Origin of the sequence: Thermogladius calderae 1633 (assembly GCF_000264495.1) — an archaeon.
In the GTDB taxonomy this organism is placed as follows: domain Archaea; phylum Thermoproteota; class Thermoprotei_A; order Sulfolobales; family Desulfurococcaceae; genus Thermogladius; species Thermogladius calderae.
Map to the genome: position 1 here is coordinate 1,282,120 of NC_017954.1, position 17,889 is coordinate 1,300,008.

16 protein-coding genes are annotated in these 17,889 nt (G+C 54.0%); 7 read left to right on the forward strand and 9 right to left on the reverse strand.

All coding sequences use genetic code 11. The features are described from left to right. Nucleotides 1-15: 15 nt before the first annotated feature. Nucleotides 16-1,317: a hydroxymethylglutaryl-CoA reductase, degradative gene (locus tag TCELL_RS06925; RefSeq protein WP_083830046.1), complete on the reverse strand. Its 1,302-nt coding sequence runs from the start codon at nucleotides 1,315-1,317 to the stop codon at nucleotides 16-18. Between the two features lie 29 nt (nucleotides 1,318-1,346). Then, complete coding sequence (locus tag TCELL_RS06930; RefSeq protein ID WP_014738024.1) at nucleotides 1,347-3,485, reverse strand: DEAD/DEAH box helicase; 2,139 nt, start codon at nucleotides 3,483-3,485, stop codon at nucleotides 1,347-1,349. Between the two features lie 121 nt (nucleotides 3,486-3,606). On the opposite strand from TCELL_RS06930, the gene TCELL_RS06935 reads away from it, so the two are divergent. Beyond that, complete coding sequence (locus TCELL_RS06935; RefSeq protein ID WP_014738025.1) at nucleotides 3,607-5,580, forward strand: molybdopterin biosynthesis protein; 1,974 nt, start codon at nucleotides 3,607-3,609, stop codon at nucleotides 5,578-5,580. Between the two features lie 79 nt (nucleotides 5,581-5,659). On the opposite strand, the gene TCELL_RS06940 is transcribed toward TCELL_RS06935, so the two are convergent. Together TCELL_RS06940 and TCELL_RS06945 are read right to left on the reverse strand one after the other, a co-directional pair. Further along, complete coding sequence (locus TCELL_RS06940) at nucleotides 5,660-6,400, reverse strand: hypothetical protein (RefSeq protein ID WP_048163417.1); 741 nt, start codon at nucleotides 6,398-6,400, stop codon at nucleotides 5,660-5,662. Next, complete coding sequence (locus TCELL_RS06945) at nucleotides 6,397-6,837, reverse strand: hypothetical protein (RefSeq protein WP_014738027.1); 441 nt, start codon at nucleotides 6,835-6,837, stop codon at nucleotides 6,397-6,399. The genes TCELL_RS06940 and TCELL_RS06945 overlap by 4 nt, the downstream gene beginning before the upstream one ends. An 85-nt stretch (nucleotides 6,838-6,922) precedes the next feature. Here TCELL_RS06945 and TCELL_RS06950 point away from each other — a divergent pair, with 85 nt between their 5' ends. Together TCELL_RS06950 and TCELL_RS06955 are read left to right on the forward strand one after the other, a co-directional pair. Further along, nucleotides 6,923-7,276 carry a DUF2258 domain-containing protein gene (locus TCELL_RS06950; RefSeq protein ID WP_014738028.1) on the forward strand — a complete coding sequence of 118 codons (354 nt, stop codon included), beginning with the start codon at nucleotides 6,923-6,925 and terminating at the stop codon, nucleotides 7,274-7,276. 41 nt (nucleotides 7,277-7,317) lie between these two features. Next, complete coding sequence (locus tag TCELL_RS06955) at nucleotides 7,318-8,160, forward strand: nitrilase-related carbon-nitrogen hydrolase (RefSeq protein ID WP_014738029.1); 843 nt, start codon at nucleotides 7,318-7,320, stop codon at nucleotides 8,158-8,160. Nucleotides 8,161-8,170: 10 nt separating this feature from the next. On the opposite strand, the gene ubp is transcribed toward TCELL_RS06955, so the two are convergent. Both ubp and mvk read right to left on the reverse strand, forming a co-directional pair. Further along, nucleotides 8,171-8,587 carry a UBP family nucleoid-associated protein gene (gene ubp / locus TCELL_RS06960; RefSeq protein WP_157864727.1) on the reverse strand — a complete coding sequence of 139 codons (417 nt, stop codon included), beginning with the start codon at nucleotides 8,585-8,587 and terminating at the stop codon, nucleotides 8,171-8,173. Nucleotides 8,588-8,710: 123 nt separating this feature from the next. Beyond that, nucleotides 8,711-9,667 carry a mevalonate kinase gene (gene mvk, locus TCELL_RS06965; protein ID WP_048163421.1) on the reverse strand — a complete coding sequence of 319 codons (957 nt, stop codon included), beginning with the start codon at nucleotides 9,665-9,667 and terminating at the stop codon, nucleotides 8,711-8,713. Between the two features lie 57 nt (nucleotides 9,668-9,724). Here mvk and TCELL_RS06970 point away from each other — a divergent pair, with 57 nt between their 5' ends. Both TCELL_RS06970 and TCELL_RS06975 read left to right on the forward strand, forming a co-directional pair. Beyond that, nucleotides 9,725-10,552 carry an Mrp/NBP35 family ATP-binding protein gene (locus TCELL_RS06970; RefSeq protein WP_014738032.1) on the forward strand — a complete coding sequence of 276 codons (828 nt, stop codon included), beginning with the start codon at nucleotides 9,725-9,727 and terminating at the stop codon, nucleotides 10,550-10,552. A 32-nt stretch (nucleotides 10,553-10,584) separates the two neighbouring features. After that, nucleotides 10,585-11,259 carry a DUF7669 domain-containing protein gene (locus tag TCELL_RS06975; RefSeq protein WP_238529011.1) on the forward strand — a complete coding sequence of 225 codons (675 nt, stop codon included), beginning with the start codon at nucleotides 10,585-10,587 and terminating at the stop codon, nucleotides 11,257-11,259. On the opposite strand, the gene TCELL_RS06980 is transcribed toward TCELL_RS06975, so the two are convergent. The 3 genes from TCELL_RS06980 to argF form a co-directional block, all read right to left on the reverse strand. Continuing rightward, entirely contained in the window at nucleotides 11,248-11,805 is a 558-nt protein-coding gene (locus TCELL_RS06980) for a Snf7 family protein (protein ID WP_014738034.1), read from the reverse strand. The genes TCELL_RS06975 and TCELL_RS06980 overlap by 12 nt on opposite strands. Before the next feature lie 291 nt (nucleotides 11,806-12,096). Beyond that, a complete protein-coding gene (locus tag TCELL_RS06985; RefSeq protein WP_014738035.1) occupies nucleotides 12,097-14,553 on the reverse strand; it encodes an STT3 domain-containing protein in 2,457 nt (818 codons plus the stop codon). A 59-nt stretch (nucleotides 14,554-14,612) separates the two neighbouring features. Then, complete coding sequence (argF, locus tag TCELL_RS06990) at nucleotides 14,613-15,557, reverse strand: ornithine carbamoyltransferase (protein WP_014738036.1); 945 nt, start codon at nucleotides 15,555-15,557, stop codon at nucleotides 14,613-14,615. Between the two features lie 109 nt (nucleotides 15,558-15,666). Here argF and TCELL_RS06995 point away from each other — a divergent pair, with 109 nt between their 5' ends. Together TCELL_RS06995 and TCELL_RS07000 are read left to right on the forward strand one after the other, a co-directional pair. Further along, a complete protein-coding gene (locus TCELL_RS06995) occupies nucleotides 15,667-16,758 on the forward strand; it encodes a DUF711 family protein (protein ID WP_048163424.1) in 1,092 nt (363 codons plus the stop codon). Nucleotides 16,759-16,809: 51 nt separating this feature from the next. After that, nucleotides 16,810-17,886, forward strand: coding sequence for an ornithine carbamoyltransferase (locus TCELL_RS07000; protein WP_048163427.1), 1,077 nt, complete (start codon nucleotides 16,810-16,812; stop codon nucleotides 17,884-17,886). Nucleotides 17,887-17,889 lie beyond the last annotated feature (3 nt).

Genomic DNA, 17,889 nt, shown 5'->3' on the forward strand with positions numbered 1-17,889 from the left:
CTTCGATTGAGAGGTCTAGACCTTCTCTCCTCTTAAATATGCCTCGAGCAGCTGCTTCGCGTACTCGTAGCTGATCTTACCGTCTCTCACCATTCTGTCGGCAATCTTGTCGACGAGATCCCCTGTAGCACCCGCGGTTATGACCAGGTTCCTGGCGTGCAACCTCATGTGGCCACGCTGAATACCCTCAGCGACGAGCGCCCTCAACGCGGCCAGGTTCTGCGCTAACCCTACGGCCGCCATGACCTCGGAGAGCTCCTTCGCCGTCTTAACGCTCAGTATCTTGAGGGCTATCTTCGCTATCGGGTGTACTCGGGTAGCGCCGCCGACGGTCCCCACTTGAAGTGGTATCTCAAGGGATCCCACAAGGTAGCCGTCCTCGTCGATCTCCCACCTACTGAGGGGCTTGTAGACACCCGACCTAGCCGCGTACGCGTGAGCCCCCGCTTCTAGGGCTCTGTGGTCCTGTGCCGTCGCGAGGGCAACTGCTATGATCCCGTTCATTATACCCTTGTTGTGGGTGACAGCCCTGTAAGGGTCTGCCTCAGCTATTATACTCGCCTCGACTATCCTCTCCGCGATCTCTCTCCCGCCCACGTTTTCGGGGCTGGCTCTCGCCCATGCCCGCACGATCCTTCTCGTCGCGTAGTTCGAGAGTATCCTTAGCCTCGCCTCCCCACCCGTTATCCTCTCGACGAGTGGGGCTATCGACTCGACAACGGTGTTGATCGTGTTGGCACCCATCGCGTCGACGACGTCGACGATGACGTGGACGATTAAAATAGGCCCCATCCTCGAGTCCACGACCCTGACCTCGAGGTCCCTGGGGCCGCCGCCCAGGCCGACAATAGTCGGGGTGCTCTTCTTCGCCTCCTCCAGTATCTCTTGTTTCGCTTCGAGGATCTTCATAGCCTTGTAGTGGGGTGCCCTACACCCGACTACGTGTATCTGGCCGATCATTTCCTGCGGGCCTGCAAGGCTTCTGATCCCCTCGCCCTCCCTCAACATCTTTGCGGCGTTACTGGCGGCTGCGACTACACTCGGCTCTTCAATGACCATGGGGACTAGGTAGTCTCTACCGTTTATCCTGAAGTTAACTGCGACAGCGAACGGGTAGGTCATGCCGCCTACGACGTTCTCTATCATGGACTCAGCTACTTCTCTCGGCAAGTTGCCGAGGTTGCTTAAAGCCCTTACCTCCTCCTCGGTTAAACCGGCCCAGTCCGCCACGATCTTGAGCCTCGCCTCCATGTCGAGTTTGTAGAACCCCTGTATCCTACTAGTCCTCTCCACGCTAAACACCGATAAGACTACTATTTCCCTCGCAAGGTAATAAACGGGTCTAGTTAGCCTTCGACCCTAAAGCCCATGCTCCTCAGTTCCTCGTAAATAGACTCGACTAGCCTAACACCAAAGCCTGGGAGGGATAGTAGCTTGCTCCTAGGCGTCTTCGCAAGGTCTTGAAGGGTCCTAATACCATGGTTTATCAGGATCCTCGCCCTGACCCTCCCGATCCCCCTGAGTCTTATCAGCTCAAGAGCGTCTTCCTTAACTCCGTACTGGACCCGGACCGATAGCCGGTTCAATCGCGTAGAGAACGTGACGTTGCCTAGAAGTCTCTCGATCTTGGCGAGGGAGCCGGCGATCCAGGCGACCGTCTCTCTCATGGTGAAGAGGTCGCCTGGGCCGATCTCGTACTTGCTCGCTATCCTGTCCTCGTCCACCTCGTTTATCCAGTCTCTGAGGACGAGCGCGTGGACGTAGCCCGTTATCAAGTTGTCTATTTCGACCGAGCTCATTCTGCCCAACCCTACCCTCCGCGCTAGGCCCGAGTGGAGAGCCTCGTCCTCGAAGACCTCCACTACGCTGTCGGGTATGTAGGGTCTACTCCTGACATAGTCGACAGAGGTTGTAATCAAGTGTAGGACGTCCAGCTCGTCGAAGTCTTCTGGTCTGTACTTGATGCAGTAGTGTACCGTTAGTGGGTCGAGGTACGTGAACGACGTGAGCTTACCGAGTCTAGTCGCCTTAAGACCGCCATCGAGTTCCTCGACCATTCTCATCTCGACTAGCGCTCTTATCGCTTTCTCGACTTGGTTCGAGAAGACTTCTATACCGCCGTACTGCTTGGCCCCTAGCGTCTGGCTGTAGATATCCATCACCTTCTTTAAGTCGCCCGCGTCTCCCCCGGCTATCAGCGAGAGGGTGTGAATCCTCAGACTCCTCTCGCTCGATACCTTGCTCACGATGTTTTCGGGGCCCGAGTTTATGTACTTCAGGGCCTCCTTCTCGCTCTTCGCGTCGGCTATGATCGCCTCGCCGATCTCGTCGTATCTAGGTCTACCGGCTCTACCCGCCATCTGCTTGTACTCGAAGACCGGGATGTTCACCATCTTAGACGATGTAGGGTCGTACCGCTTTATTGAGACAATGACCCTCCTGGCAGGCAGATTGACGCCTGCGGCGAGAGTCGGGGTCGCGAACACGGCGCTGAGGGCTCTAGCCCTAAAGGCCTCCTCGACGGCCCTCCTCGCCTGAATAGACAAGCCCGCGTGGTGGTAGCCGACTCCTTTCTCCATCAATGCGAGTAGTTTTTCTCTCTCCATTCGACTGGGGCTCTCTGACAACCTCTCTACAACGTCGCTTGTAAGCCCCTTGGACTTAGAGGCGCCGATCAACGCAGCCGTGGTCTCGGCTAGCTCTTCAACCCTCCTCCTGTTGTGGACGAAAACCAGGACCTGGATGCCCTTAGAAAGGGACTGGGAGACCAGGTTGAGTATTTTATCATCGAACTCGTCTTCAACGTCCTCCGATCCCCCGTCGGCGTAAACTATGCTACCAGACCTCTTGTCGTAGTAGCCCTCCCTCAGCTTGACAGGCCGCCACGCTACGTCGACTAGCTTCGCGCTGAGCCACTCGGCCAACTCCCTAGGGTTCCCTATCGTCGCCGACAAGCCTATAACCCGCGCGGAGAGCGACCTGAGCCTCGCTATTATCATCTCGACAACGGGACCCCTCTCCGGGTCGTTGATCATGTGGAGCTCGTCTACCACGACTGTGCTAACCTTCCTGAGCCAGAGCGGCTTAATCCTAAGAAGGCTGTCGAACCTCTCATACGTCGCGATCACCACGTCTTTGTCTTCGAGGTCTTCCGCGGGGGAGTCGTAGTCTCCTGTCGATATACCCACTTTGAAGCCCAGCTCTTCGAGCGCCTTGAACTCGTCGTACTTCTCGTTAGCGAGAGCCCTTAAGGGGAGCAGGTAAACCCCTTTACCCCCTTCTTGAACCGCCTTGACGATCCCCATCTCTCCTACGAGCGTCTTGCCGCTTGCTGTAGGGGCTGAGACAACGATGTTGAGGCCGGAGAAGAGGCCGCCCTTCACGGCCTCCTCCTGTACTGGGTTGAGTACCTCTATACCCCTCTTAATCAACAGGTGGATGTACTCCCTTCTCAGCCCGTAAGACTCGAGCTCTTCAACTCTCAAAACAACACCTTACCCAGACCTCACTACTCCCTTCTGTCTCTTAAAAGACGGAGCCCTTTTACAGGACCAGTTTTATCTCTCACGGTAGATATAATCGTTACCAAGACTAGGTGACCCGGGTTTGTCTAGGAAGCTCTTTCACAGCTTAGTGGGGCTCGAGGAGGCTTTTAGGATAATTAGTTCGTACTACAGGCTCGAGCCGCTGGGAGTCGAGAAGGTCCCTCTGGGTGAAGCCCTGTTTAGAGTCTTGGCACAAGACGTGTACTCACCAGTAGACTACCCACCATTTGACCGTAGCGAGGTGGACGGTTACGCTGTACGGTCGCTCGACACTTCGTGGGCCGACGAGCTGAGCCCGGTAAAGCTCAAGATCAAAGGGAGAGTTGAGGTCGGCGAGATCCCCTCCCTGAGCGTTGAGGAGGGTGAGGCCGTAGAAGTGGCCACGGGCGCTATGGTGCCGAAAGGTGCTGACGCCGTCGTGATGGAGGAGCACGCCAAGGCTGGCGACAACGAGCTGACGGTCTACAGGAGCGTATACCCGGGGGAGAACATCAGTACGACTGGTAGCGACGTATCAATAGGTGACCTCGTGCTTCAGAAGGGCGTCGTCCTGACCCCCGAGCGTATAGGTCTGCTAGCTGGCTTGGGTATCCGGGAGGTCGTAGTGTACAAGAAGCCGCGTGTAGCTGTGTTCTCGACGGGTAGAGAGGTGGTGCCGCCGGGGTCCCCGCTACTGCCCGGGCAGGTCTACGACGTCAACAGCTACCTAGCCGTGTCCTTCCTGAACTCCATCGGCGCCAGCGCCGTTAACCTAGGTATCTTGCCAGACGACGAGAGGACTATACGCGAGGAGGTCAGCAAGGCGGTGGAGGGGTTCGATCTAGTCCTTACGAGTGGAGGGACGAGCGCTGGCGTCAGAGACGTCGTGTACAGGGTGTTCGACGAGCTGGGCGAGCCAGGCGTCATCATTCACGGGCTCAGGATTAAACCCGGTAAACCGACGGTTGTCGCGGTTGCGCGGGGCAAATTACTCGTAGGACTACCGGGGTTCCCTCTCTCCTGCTACATCGTTCTCCAGAAACTAGTAAAGCCTATTATCTACAAGCTAGCGGGCTTGAGCTCGCCTGAACAGGAGGTCGTGAAGGCGGTGCTACCGGTGAAGATCAGGAAGAGAGCCGGTTTCACGATGTTCGTACCCGTGGGGCTCGTGTCCTCGGATAAGGGGTTCACCGCATACCCTCTCCAGTCGAGTAGCGGCAGTATAAGCTCCCTCGTGTACAGCGACGGGTTTGTCACTATAGGAGAGAACGTCGAGCTAGTGGACGAGAACGAGCTGGTGGAGGTCGAGCTGGTGAAGAGCTATAAGCCCTCCGCTAGGCTCGTTGTAATAGGCAGTAACGACCCCCTGCTCTATAGGGTTATCAGCGAGCTCGGACTAGCCGATAAAGCCAAGATAATACCAGTTGGTAGTATGGGCGGCTGGCACGCTGTGGCTAGAGGAGAGGCCGATATCGCTCCAACTCACCTATTAGACGAGGAGACGGGTCTCTACAACACCCCATACCTCGAGAAGACGGGCTTGAAAGGGAAGGCCGTGATCGTTAAGGGGTACAAGAGGCTCATCGGCCTTGTGTTCCCTAAGGGTAACCCGAAAAACATCAGGGGTATCGAGGACTTTCTCAGGTCTGACGTCAGAATAGTTAACAGGAACAGGGGGTCTGGTGTACGGGGCTTCTTGGACATCGAGTTGAAGAAGCTGAGCGCGAGATTGGGCATAGGATTCGAAGACCTAGTCAAAAAGATCAACGGTTACTTCTACGAAGTTAGAACACACACAGCGGTAGCAGCCGCAGTTAAACACGGGAGAGCTGATGTGGGGATCGCGGTAGGCTGGGCCGCTATGATGTACGACCTAGACTTCAAACCATTGGGCTGGGAGGAGTTCGACTTCCTAGTCTCCGTCGACAAGCTTGGAGGAGGAGAAGTGGCCAGGTTTGTAAACGCGTTGAGAGACAGGGAGTTTATAAAGAGGGTCGCGAGCGAGTTCAAGCCCTACTACCAAGTAACTGACGCCACTGGGAGCGTCGTGTACTAGAAGACAACACCCAGCGATTGCCGTGTAGGCCTAGACACGAGCCGGATACGCCCCTACTGTTAACTCGCTTTGCCGCTCTTCACTTGGTGAGCAGGTACTTAACCTCCACGTGGAAGCTCCTGAACCTGTCAACGAACTCCTCTAGCACGGCGAGCTCCTTGAAGCATACGATCGGGGTCAGCGAGCCGAGTAGAAGGGGGCCTAGGGCTATTAGCTCGTCACTCACACTTGTACCAGGTCTGAGCCCGACTCGGCGAGCCCCTATCTTCTGGGTCACGGACTCCTCTACTATCTCTGCGTAGTTTTCTATACTGTTAATCGCGACCTTGACCTGGGCTAGGAAGAACGAGTTCAGAGCACTGTAGAGCTCGAAGAGTACTACAGCGTAGAAGAACGTATTGTACGAGATCAGCGAGAGTATACCAGCTAAGATCGCCAGCGGGTACCACTCCATGTAGGTCTTGAAGCCCCGTTCAAACTCCAGCGTAGCCACCTCCAGCGTCTCAAGCCTAACCCCTGTCCTCTCCCACACGAGCCTGGCAAGTATAGAGCCATACTCGTTGAGGCTCTCGGCCAACCGGCTCGTCGACGAGATCAAGTATACTATCATGGCTGTCGTGAAAACGACCCCGAGGAACCCGAACATGAGTGCTATCCTCAAAGAATCTTCTGGGAGCTCTAGCAACTCCATCAGAGCCAAGAAGAGGACGTAGGCTGGGCTCAGCGAGCTGACGTAGAGTGACACTAATACAGCTCTGTTAGAGGCGCTGATCCCTGCTAGCTCCCTGACAATATTGTCCATTCTTTTGGTCAGACTCATAGTGAGCCCTTTTTCAAGAGCTTCTCGACGCGGGACAGAAACCTGCTCGCCTTTACGGCTTCGTGAGAAATCTCTATTACCTCGCCTTCGTGGATTACGAAGTGCCTTCTCTTCACGTTCTCTGGATTCATTATCTTGAATACCTCCTCGACCATCCAGTGTAGTTGAGTACAGTGCATACTGCCGTCGACGGTTAAAACGGAGACCTCTTCGTAGACCCCTCTTCTAAGCATGCCTGCCAGCTTGAAGCCGACCATGTTCACGTGCTCTGCCTCCAGGCAGACCGTTAATGGGCAGTAACCGCTATCCACAAACCTCTTGTACACGTCAGGGTGCTCTACCTCTACACACCTCCCAACGACCAGGATTTTCCGGCACCCCCTTAGAAGCCTCGACTTGGCATTTAAGTCGATGAGCCTTGGGGCAGTATATACCAATTCACAGCACCGTACAAGATGTAATCTGGTTGCTTACGAGTAAAAAATATTATAGGGGTTTAACAAAGCAATATTTGGGAAAAACATGTCTGTAGTGAAGACGGGCCCCGTCCGCCTAAGCGGGTATGCTATCAAGTTGAGGAAAGTGGTAAACGCCTCAGTTTCTACTGCTCTCAAGAACAGGCCCGAGGTCTCTAAGAAGGACGTCCAGAAAAAGGTCAACGAGGTGTTGACTAACCTGAACAGGGTGATCTACCAAGTCCTCGTAGAGAAGTACATGGCGCCGAAGGATGCTATCGTGAACATTGAGCTCGAGTACGAGTTGGTAGACACCGAGTTCAAGATCAAGAACTTGAAAGTCGATCTGTACGAGCTGAACACGTCGATCTCGGAGGAAGCCACAGCCGAGCTAAAGAAAATACTCGAAATAGGAGCCTAGTTTTTACCCGCTTATAGGCATACATTACTGGTCACGGTCTAGTGGGGGTAGTGGGGTTGGCAGACTCTATCACAGTGGGTATTGTCCAAGCAGACCTGAGCGCAACACCCCTCGAGAACGCGGAGAAGATCGACAGGTTGGTGAGAAAGGGGTTCAAAAACGCAGACGTGGTATTGACGCCTGAGTACAGTATGGCAAACCCGTTGAAGGTCAAGGACCCTAATCTATTCTACGACATAGCCGAGAATGTCGGGGAGAGCAGGTTCCTGGACGTTATCGAGAGGGTCGCTCGGGAGACGGGTTCCGTTGTCGTGACTCACTTCGTAGAGAAAACGGCGACCCGTCCGAGGACGCTTAGCTCGAGTATTATGGTCGGCCCAGACGGCTCACGTAGGAGGCTGTACAGCAAGATCCACTTGTTCGACGCGTTCGGGTACAGAGAGAGCGACTTCTTCGATGAAGGCGAGGCACTTAGCGAGACGGTCAACTTGAAGAACTTCAAAATGAGAGTAGCCATCTGCTATGACCTGAGGTTCCCCGAGTTGTTCAGGCTGTACGCACTAGAAGGGGCAGACATAGTCCTGGTACACGCGGGCTGGGTTAAGGGCTTCATGAAGGAATCTCAGTTAGATTTCCTCGCTAAAGCTAGGGCGCACGAGAACACCTTCTACCTCGTCTTGTCGAACCAGGTGGGCGAGCTATTCACGGGAGGTAGCGGTGTGTACAGTCCCTTAGGCTACAAAATCCGGGACCTAGGCTTCAAGGAGGCCTACGTCGAAGTAACCCTCGACGTAGAGGAGCTTAAGACAGCGAGAGAGCTCGTGCCAGTCGTAAACCAGGCTATAACGAAATGGAGAGTAGAAAAAGTAAAAAAGAGAAAATGAGGCTTAAAACTCACTTAAGGGCTTCCAATCTCTTCATTATCTCCTGGTACATCTCCTCGCTCGCGAAAACAGCCTCGACCTCGCTGTCCCTGACCTTGACTACGAGACCCTCAAGCGGGTGCTTAGGCGGGTCGGGGAGGGTGGGATCGGGCTTCTCCTTACCGATGTAAACCCATCTGACACCGCCTTTCTCGCTACGCTCAATCTTGTACCAGTACCTACCGTAGTAGTAGTACTTTGTCTTGACCGTCTCCTTCTCCTTCCTAACAGCGATGTGAACAGGTTTTAGGTAGTAGCCCTTCTGGCGAGCCATGTTGTTGTACTCGTAGATCTGCTGGAGGTAGTCCGCTATTACAATGTTCAACTTCTTGAGGAAGTCGAGCGACTCCTTCACCTTCTTCTTCATCCGTCTTACCGGTACCTCCATGTTTTCAGCCCATGGGAGTCCTATCACTTGTTATCAAAAACGTATTTTCATCATCCTATATAAATTTTAGCACAAAAAACTTATTAACTGTTTTTTTAGCTGGACGTATTGTTTATCAAACAACTAGCCCTGACTGGTCCGGTTATCCGGTGCCCTTCTCACCCCTTCGTCGTCGATTTGGACCACGAGCGGTGCTAGGCCTAGGGACTTGATTTTCTCAATTACGCTTGGAACCTTACTGGTTTCCACTAGTCCTATAACGATACCTCCCCGGCCGGCCCCACTTATTTTAGCACCAAGCGCACCAGCGTCGCGCATAGCCCACACTATGCTCTCCAGGACTCGCGAGGACACGCCTATTGAGGATAGGAGCCCGTGGTTGATATTCATCAACTCTCCCAACCTCGCGAAGTCCCCTGTCTCGATGGATTTGATAGCGTCGCGGACGAGCTCCGAGGCCGCGTCGTATATCCTCGACATCACCTTGGAGTACTTATCGTACCTGTTTAACACATCTGCTACTACGCTACCAGTCGACCTCTTGACACCGGAGTCCGCTATCACGATCAAGACGTCGTCTGGCCACCTCGTTTTAACCCTGTTGAAGACTCCTCTCTCGTACACCATTACGCCCCCGTAGGTCGACAAAGTGTTGTCCACTCCACTCGGCCTGACGTGGTAGACCTTCTCCGCCTCGAACGAGACCTCCCACACGACTTTTTTGTCAGGCTCTACACCGGCAAAAGACAGGAGAGCGTGTGTTGTAGACACGGCAACGGCAGCCGAGGAGCCCATACCAGAGGAGATCGGTATTTCCGAGTCTATAGTTGCGTGGAAGTCTCTCTTTAAGCCAAACCGCCCAGCTAGCTCCTCGACTACCCTGTAGAGCCCCTTGTCGTTCACAGTGTTCGAGGACAAGTCTAGTAGTAGCCCTAGTTGCCTGGACTCGACCCTGCCCTGCCCCCTGGATACGCATACCCTCGCGTATAAGGTCACTGCTGCGCCTATAGCCGGCATACCCTTGACGACAAAGTGCTCGCCGAGCAAAATCACCTTGCCTGGGGCTAGAGAGCAAACCATCCTAGACACTCAACTATTAAAAGAGGAGTGGCCGTTTTATAGGATTTGAGGAGTCTTATGAGCGGGACGAGGCAGATCCAGCCAGTATTCGCCCTCCTCAACAAAGCCAGGGACAGGGTCGGAAAAATAAAGCACAAGATAATGGTGTTGAGCGGGAAGGGAGGTGTGGGGAAGTCCTTCATCTCTTCAATGCTCGCATTAGCGCTAGCCGAAAAAGGTTACAAGGTTTCAATACTCGACGCAGATATACACGGCTCGAGTATCCCGACCATACTCGGACTCCACGGTATGCGGCACTTCGCCGACGAAGAAGGTATTCTCCCCGTCGAGGGCCCGCTCGGAGTCCAGGTTGTCGCGATCAACCTGATGCTGGACTCCCCAGACGCACCAGTCGTGTGGCGCGGCCCTCTGAAGTCGAGGGCGATAACAGAACTACTCGCCAAAGTCAAGTGGCCGGAAGGAGACTTCCTAGTCATAGACCTGCCGCCCGGGACCGGCGATGAGGCGATAACAGTCGTCCAGACGATAAGGGACTTAAGCGGGGCGGTGATCGTCACGGCACCAAACATGCTGTCCGAGCTCATAGTCTCGAAGGCCATAAACTTCGTGGTCAAGAACAACGTCAAGCTACTGGGGATCGTGGAGAACATGAGCTACTTCAAGTGCCCGGGAAGCGACGTAGAGTACAACCTTCTAGGGAGGAGCACTGGAGAAGAGCTAGCCAAGAAGTACCAGACTAAGCTGCTAGCTAGAATACCCTTGGATCCGCTTATAGGGAGAGCACTTGAGGAGGGCGTACCATACCTGCTAGCCTACCCGGAAGGGGAGGCGGCTAAGGCAATTAGATCCCTAGCTGAAGAGATATTAAGGATTGTTCAATCATAAGATATTCGTGGCTTACGGGACCCGGTGGTAAATTGGAAGACGCGCAAGAGGTAGGCCAGAAAAAGCCCAATTGGATGTTGATCAAGGAGGCATCTCTAGAACTCGTCAAGTCCGGTAAAAACTTTTTCACGAGGAGGGATATCATAGGCATCGCTAAGCAAAAAGACCCCTCGAGATCGGATATGAGCCTGGACTTCGAGATAGACCTCGTCACAGTAAATAGCAATAGCAAGGACAAGTACAAGGACCCGGAGAAGCTCTTCCTCTTCAGGGTAGACAGGGGCACGTACACCCTTTACGACCCGGAGATCCACGGCCCTATTGAGAAGTACATTGAGCTCGCCAAGTTCAGCCCCGCGAGAAAGCAGGTGATTGCGCAGGTGATCAAAGACCTGGAGGAGAGAGGGTTCGAGGTCTCGGAGAACAAGACGTCTAAACCACTACTCCCCGACCTAACCGCGTGGAAAGACGAGAAGAAGATCGGTGTGTGGGTTATAGACCCTAGCGCTGATAGGGCTACACAGCTCAAGAACCTGTACTTAGCTATCGGCTCCTCCATGGTAGACCAGAGCTACGACGGCTACTTCATCGTAATGCCACAGGACTTAGCCGACAAGCTCAGTGACAGGGTAAAGGGGGTTCTGGAGTCCTTCAACACGAAGATTATAATCCTGAGAGAGGAGAAGAAGTACACTCTACTTATTTAGACCTGGGGGCTGAATATTCTCGCTCTCCAGTTTCGTTTTCAGGAGACTCCTAGCCTCCTCGAGAACCCTTCTAACGTCGGGGGTCTCTGTAGTGTCGTAAGATAAGGGCGGCCCCACGTCGATGTCAGCGCTCGCCAACTCCCGTATAGACGAGTCCAACTCCGCGAAGTAAACGGCTAGGTCTGGCATTCTCGACTCCGGTATCTTCTTTATTTCGCTGACAATACTCGAGACTTCGTCTGCTATTAGCTTGAAGTCCCTCATCGTGATTGCGAGGTCGATACTCAGAGAGACCTTCTCAAGAACCAACTTCAACACTTCGAGCCTACTCCTCATCTTATCGAGCTTAGCGATCTCCTCAGCGTACCTCTTAGCGAGGAAAGTCTCGCCTCTCGCCTGAAGGTCTACAGCCATATCCATGAGCTTGCTTCTCCTGCTACTTATCCTGTCGATTAAGGAGTCGAGACGCTGGATACTAGCCCTTACATTATAAAGCGCTGTCAAAGCCGACTTTAAAGGGTCAACTTTCTTCCTCCTGAGAACCAAATCAGCACACCACTCTAGTAATAGCTTAGGGCTTTATTTATAAAACAATAGGGCTGTGTAACCGCAAGAGTGTTAGGGTTGACACGGTAGTAGTCTACGTGGCGACAAATGGGCTTGTAAGCGTTGTGGGAGAGCCGGTTCCATGGTCGCAGAGTTTGAGCACCTGTCTTGCGAACACCTAACCCTCTAAAAGACGAGACGGGTAAACGTGTTTATCGGCTGGTCCCCGGGGCTTGGAACCCTGAACACGATATTGTTCCGTAGCAAAGGAGCCTCGGGGATTAGGGGATGTTAAGCTTGTGATGGGTAGACTACTTGGTATATCGTTATTACCTCGTACAAGTAGGCTCCGTTGATAATCACCTTGTTCCCGTTCTTGTCGTAGAAGGGCTCAGCTATGATAGCGTACGGCTTGAAGTAGGGGCTGTTGGCCAGCGGCCTCTGTTCGTAGGTGAGGGTCTTAACAGACAGCACACGTATGTAAGTTGTCAAGTTCAGCTGTTCGACTACCCCACTTAACTGAGGGTACTGCGCGGTCAGGGTTGACACCGAGTCGGCTATACCGGTATACCACATGAAAGTGACGTTCGCGTTCCACTGTTTGTTCAGGTACAAGATCCCGTCTACGAGCAACCTGTAGAGTAGCGGTGCGTTAGACAAGTCGTCAAACCTCGGAGAGATGACAATGTTGTTCTGGAAGAGATAAAGGTAGAAAGCGTCGCCCAGGTTCCTGTAGGAGACGTTCACACCCATGGACTGTAGCTGGCCAACTATAGAATCCCCAATCCTGATCATCCAGATGCTCTTTGGTATGTCGTCAAGGCCCACCATGAGGCCTGGTATCACGGGTGTCACCACGTAGGAATCGTTGCCGGAGGGCCTGAAGTTGAACACGTCGAAGACCAGGATGTAAGTGTTGTTTACCGGGGTTTGTAGGAGGTCGAGCAACCTCAACACCTCGGAGTCGTTCTGGGCAGTCAACGTGAGACCCAGTATGCCTATCTGTGTAGTGTTCAGTGTTGAACCGTCGGCCACTGTAGGTCTTTGCCCCAGGACGCTTATTGGGTAACCGTAGTCCCACCAGGCCACGATAACCGAGTCTGGTGTAGTGTTCCTGATCACCTCTATCGCCTTATACCACGCGTCCGTCCAGTAGGGTAGGGACGTGTAGCCCGCTTTGATACTAGGCACCACGTTGTTCATTTGGCTGTACGTGTTGTACCCCGCCAAGGCTATGTTCGCGGTCATGAAGAGCGTCAAGAACAACGACGCATAGAAAACCTCGGGGCTCGTCTTCTTAACGTACATCCTCTTCTTGTCCCTCGCGTAAACAGCCTCGCTGGGGATCAGTCTAGATGCTATGACCCCGGCGAAGACCCCCGCAATTGTCAAGCCGGTCGTAGCCGCTGTCACCTCCATGTAAGCGGCGTTCATGTAGGCGTAGACTGCTAGCAGGAAGGCCACAGAGACTAGTACTCTGTCTGCCGTACCCTTGTACAGCAGATACAGGGCTCCCATGACAGCCAGTATGAAGGGGGAGACGAAGAAGAGCCAGTCCGAGTACGTGCCCCAGCTCCTAAGTATAGCCGAGATCCCCATTACAGCGAGAGCTGGCTGGTGCTCCTCGACGCTCTCGAAGATGGGGTTTGAAGCTATCGTCCTTAGACCCAGTATCCACGCGAAACGTCCTGGGATGTCGAGCTTACCAATGTACATCAAGGCGGCGCCGAGTGCGACGATCAGCAGGAGGACTAAGAAATAGCCGGCCCGCTTAAGAAGCGGTCTCTTTAGTCCTAGTAGCTTGTACTCATAGAATTGGAGGGAGAAGAGCAACGGTATAAGGGTGGAAGCCAACAGGAGGCTCCCTAGGCCGGTCAGTTTAAAGGGTATTATCTGTAGCATCGCCGTTATTGCTGGCGAGCCGAGTACTACGACCATGGTCAGTGCTAGTATGGCGATGTTCAGTAGGACGAACCTAGGGGTCGCGTCTTTAACTGAGAGAAGAGGGAGTAGCAGGAGGTAGGCTACAAAGCCCCCTAGGACGTAAATGAACCCACCCCACGACCAGCCTAGTAGCCCTAGTGCTAGCGATGTAAGTACTAACAACACCAGCGTCTTGGTTGACAGGCCTCTTGCGGAGTAGCTCTTGTAAAACAGGACGTACAAGTAGAAGAACAGGGTGGCGAACATTATACCTATACCGTACTTTGTCGAGAACCCTATTATGCTCCTACCTGTCGCGGCGGGGACGAACGCGTAGAACGCTGCTGCAAGTAGCCCGGCCAAGTGACTGCCTCTCGTGAGTTCGTAAGCTGTTAAGTAGACGAACAAGATTGTGAACACAGTGAATATCAGTGGCTGGACAACACACCAGTCCTTGAACGAGACGCCCGTGAACTTGACTAAGTTGTAGGACAGCGCCTCCCACATCGGTAAAGCCGGGTACTCCGAGTGTGCGAAGTCTCTGCCCCAGGGGTACCAGAATATGTGGGTAGCAGGGTTTTCGGGTGTCAGCGTATACCACGAGAGTAGCCCATGCTCGTAGATGTACTTGGCTTGCCAGTACACTACAAACGGGTCGGCCTCGTAGAGCTCTAGCCCGAAGTTGATTCCTGGAAGGGCCCTGATGTAGACGCCTAGGACTATCACTAGTGCGAGGAGACCATAGACTAGTAGCTTGAACTCCTTCTCGTGTTCAGCCTTAAACCTGTAAACAGTCTTGCCGAGCCTGTAGCTGAGCTCCGACAAGCATTACACCTCGCGTTCAGAGAGCCTATATAATGGGGTTGAAGTATAAAAAAGGTGTTTTACGGTATGAGGAGTGCTAGAATGGCTTTTTGGACGTGCTTCCTGTTCTCCGCTTGGTCCCAGACCACGCTCCACTTCCCGTCGATGACTTCGTCGGTGACCTCCTCCCCCCTGTGGGCGGGTAAGCAGTGCATGAAGATGGCGTCCTGCTTTGCCTGCTTCATTAGGAGGCTCGTGACCTTGTACGGCTCGAGGTCCTTAACCCTCTTCTCCCTCTCTTTCTCCTGCCCCATGCTCACCCACACGTCGGTGTAGACCACGTCCGCGTCCTTAACCGCCTTCCACGGGTCTCTCTCTATCTCGAAGCTACCGCCGTATCTGGCTGCTGTCTCGTTAAACAACTTCACTACAGAGGGGTGCGGGTCGTAGCCTTTAGGCGCGGATATAGTGACCTTCCCGCCTAGTATACCGACAGCCAGCATCAGGCTGTGAGCTACGTTGTCTCCCCCGTCGCCCACGAATACTATCTTGAGCCTCGTAATGTCCCTTCCCTTCTTCTCCACAATTGTGAAGACGTCTGCCAGCCCCTGCGCGGGGTGGTGGAGGTCGCTCAACCCGTTGATCACAGGCACAGTACTGTACTCTGCCAGTTTTTCCAGTTTGTAGTGCTCGTACACCCTCGCCATTATCCCGTCAACGTACCTGGACAGTGTTCTAGCCGTGTCCTCTATTGTCTCGCCCCTGGCCAATTGCATCTCGCCGTAGTGTAAGACTATCGCGTCACCTCCCAGCTCTTTAATAGCGGCCTCGAAGCTCACCCTAGTTCTAGTACTAGGCTTCTCGAATATCATGGCCAAGTGCCTGCCCGGGAGAAGGGGGATTGCCCTCTCGCCCATCTTATAACGTAGCTTGAGGTGGGCGGCCGTCTCCAGCATTACGGTTAGCTCTTCCTTCGTGAACTCGGCGAGAGTCAGGAAGTCCCTGTTTTTCAGGCCGCTATACAAACCCTCCTCCCCAATTCGAGTCTAGTCCAGGGTAAGAATATAAAAATCGATTAGACAGTACGTGCGATGTTTAAACTCTTATCCGACCTAGTACTCATTGATGGTTTTTATGAGGCCTGTTGTCAGGTCTGTAACCTACTTTGCTCCGCTGGTAAAGGAACTAAGCGAGTTAGAAATGGTACTTGACAGAGCAGCGACCCTGTTAGAAGAGGCCGGGAAAGCGCTTGAAAGTAGAGGCTACAGCGTCTTCTCTAAACGGGTGTCGCTCCCGCAGAACGAGCTCGGTCTGCCAAAGGTCCTCGAGCTTGTAGACAAAACAGGTGCCATCAGCAGGGGGGTTCTAGTCAGCGTGGGGTCGCAACCCATTAGGAAGGCCGACTTAGAGGACGTGGCACATGTCTTGGTAAACGGTATGTACGCTAGCCTCCTCTTCGACTATGAGAGGCCCATAGACGCGTCTAAGACGGCCTCCACGGTTATTCACAGGGTCAGCGAAGTAGACCCTGTGGCAGGTACGAGACTAGCCATAGGCTTCCACGAGAGGCCTCTCGAGACCCCCTACTTCCCCGACTCTACGAGCAGTGGAGTAGAGGGGATCGGCCTATCGTTCCTCTACCCCGAGTACCTTAGGAGGCTCGCGGAGTCAGGAGCTTCCGTCAGCCGGGCTTTCGACAAGCTGGGCGAGGAGGTCGACAGCGTAGTACACCTAGTTAAGGGTGTAACAGGGCTAAGGGTCGTAGTGGACTACAGCCTATCACCGTGGAAGGATAACAGTGTTGTCAGGCTGATGGAGGCGATCGGCTACTACGCGAGAAAGCCGGGCTTCCACTTCGGCGTCATGACGCTGAACGCGGAAATAAGGAGAATAGCAACCTCTAGTGGACTGGCTTCAGGGTTCAACGAAGTCATGCTACCCTACGCCGAGGACGACTCTCTTGTACGGCTCGGCTCTAGAGGTGCCCTCACAGCTTACGACCTCCTCTCGTACACGTCTGTCTGTGTTGCAGGGCCCGACATGATCGTTGTCCCCTGGTCGGTCGACGACCTCGAGATGTTCATCCTAGACACATACAGTGTGTCCCTCGTGAAAGCCAGGCCAGCCGCTTTAAGGGTCATCCCCGTCACCAGAGAACCCACGGAAACCGTAGACCTAGGGAAGTTCGGTAGAATCCCCGTTATCCCGTACTATCCGCGGAGGTAAACGTTATATATGTCCAGCTCCATTAGATGACTCACCAGAAGGGTGTACGAAATGAGCGAGTCGTGGTTCCTAGGTCTACTGGAAGGGAAACACTGGCTATCCAACGCGGACTACGACATAGACACCATCTTCACCGTCCTGAAGGCGGCTAAAGAGCTCAAAGAGATGTTCCACAAGGGCGTCAGGAAGGTCAACTGGCTGGACGGCAAGACGCTGTACCTGATATTCTACAACAAGAGCTTGAGAACTAGGAACAGCTTCCAGACAGGCATGTATCAGTTGGGCGGGCAGGCCATATACATCTCTCCAGACCAGGTGTACACGCCGACTCTACCAGAGGACATGGTGCCATACGCCACTGAGGCCATAAGCGACGTGGCCAGAGTCCTGAGCAGGTACGGTAGCGGTATTGCCATCAGGATCTACGGCGACGCCGCGAAGTGGATCATCGGGAGAGGTCATAGGATCATACAGGAGTTCGCGAAGTGGAGTAAGGTTCCCGTGCTCAACATGGAGGACGACATATGGCACCCGTTCCAGTCCCTGGCAGACGCCCTAGCAGCGTTCGAGGCGCTAGGATTCCCCAAGGACCTGAGAGGGAAGAAGGTAGTAGTGAGCTACGCCTACAGCGGCGGCTTGAAGCCTCTCGCAGTACCACAAGACGTGGCGACCACCTTCGCCATGCTCGGCGCCGACGTCTACGTGGCGCACCCACCAGGCTTCGAGCTGCTAGACGACGTCATGAACAAGGCCAAGAAGTTCGCCGAGCACTGGGGTAGCGAGTTCAAGATAGTCTACAACATGGACGAGGCCTTCGAGGGTGCGACAATAGTCTACCCGAAGGCCTGGAGCCCCAAGGGCTTCTTCCCACCCTTCAACAGCAAGGTCGACAAGGAGGGCGCCACGGCATACCAGAACAAGTTCAAGGACTGGATCGTTACGACCGAGAGGCTGGAGAAGGCCGGTAAACCGTTTTACATGCACTGCGGGCCGGCTGACAGAGGGCAGGAGGTTACAGACGAGGTTCTCGACAGCTACCCGAAGAGCCTCTACTTCGAGGAAGCCGAGAACAGGCTCCACGTACAGAAGGCTGTAATGGCCATGACCATGGGTAGCAGGAAGTGGTAAGCC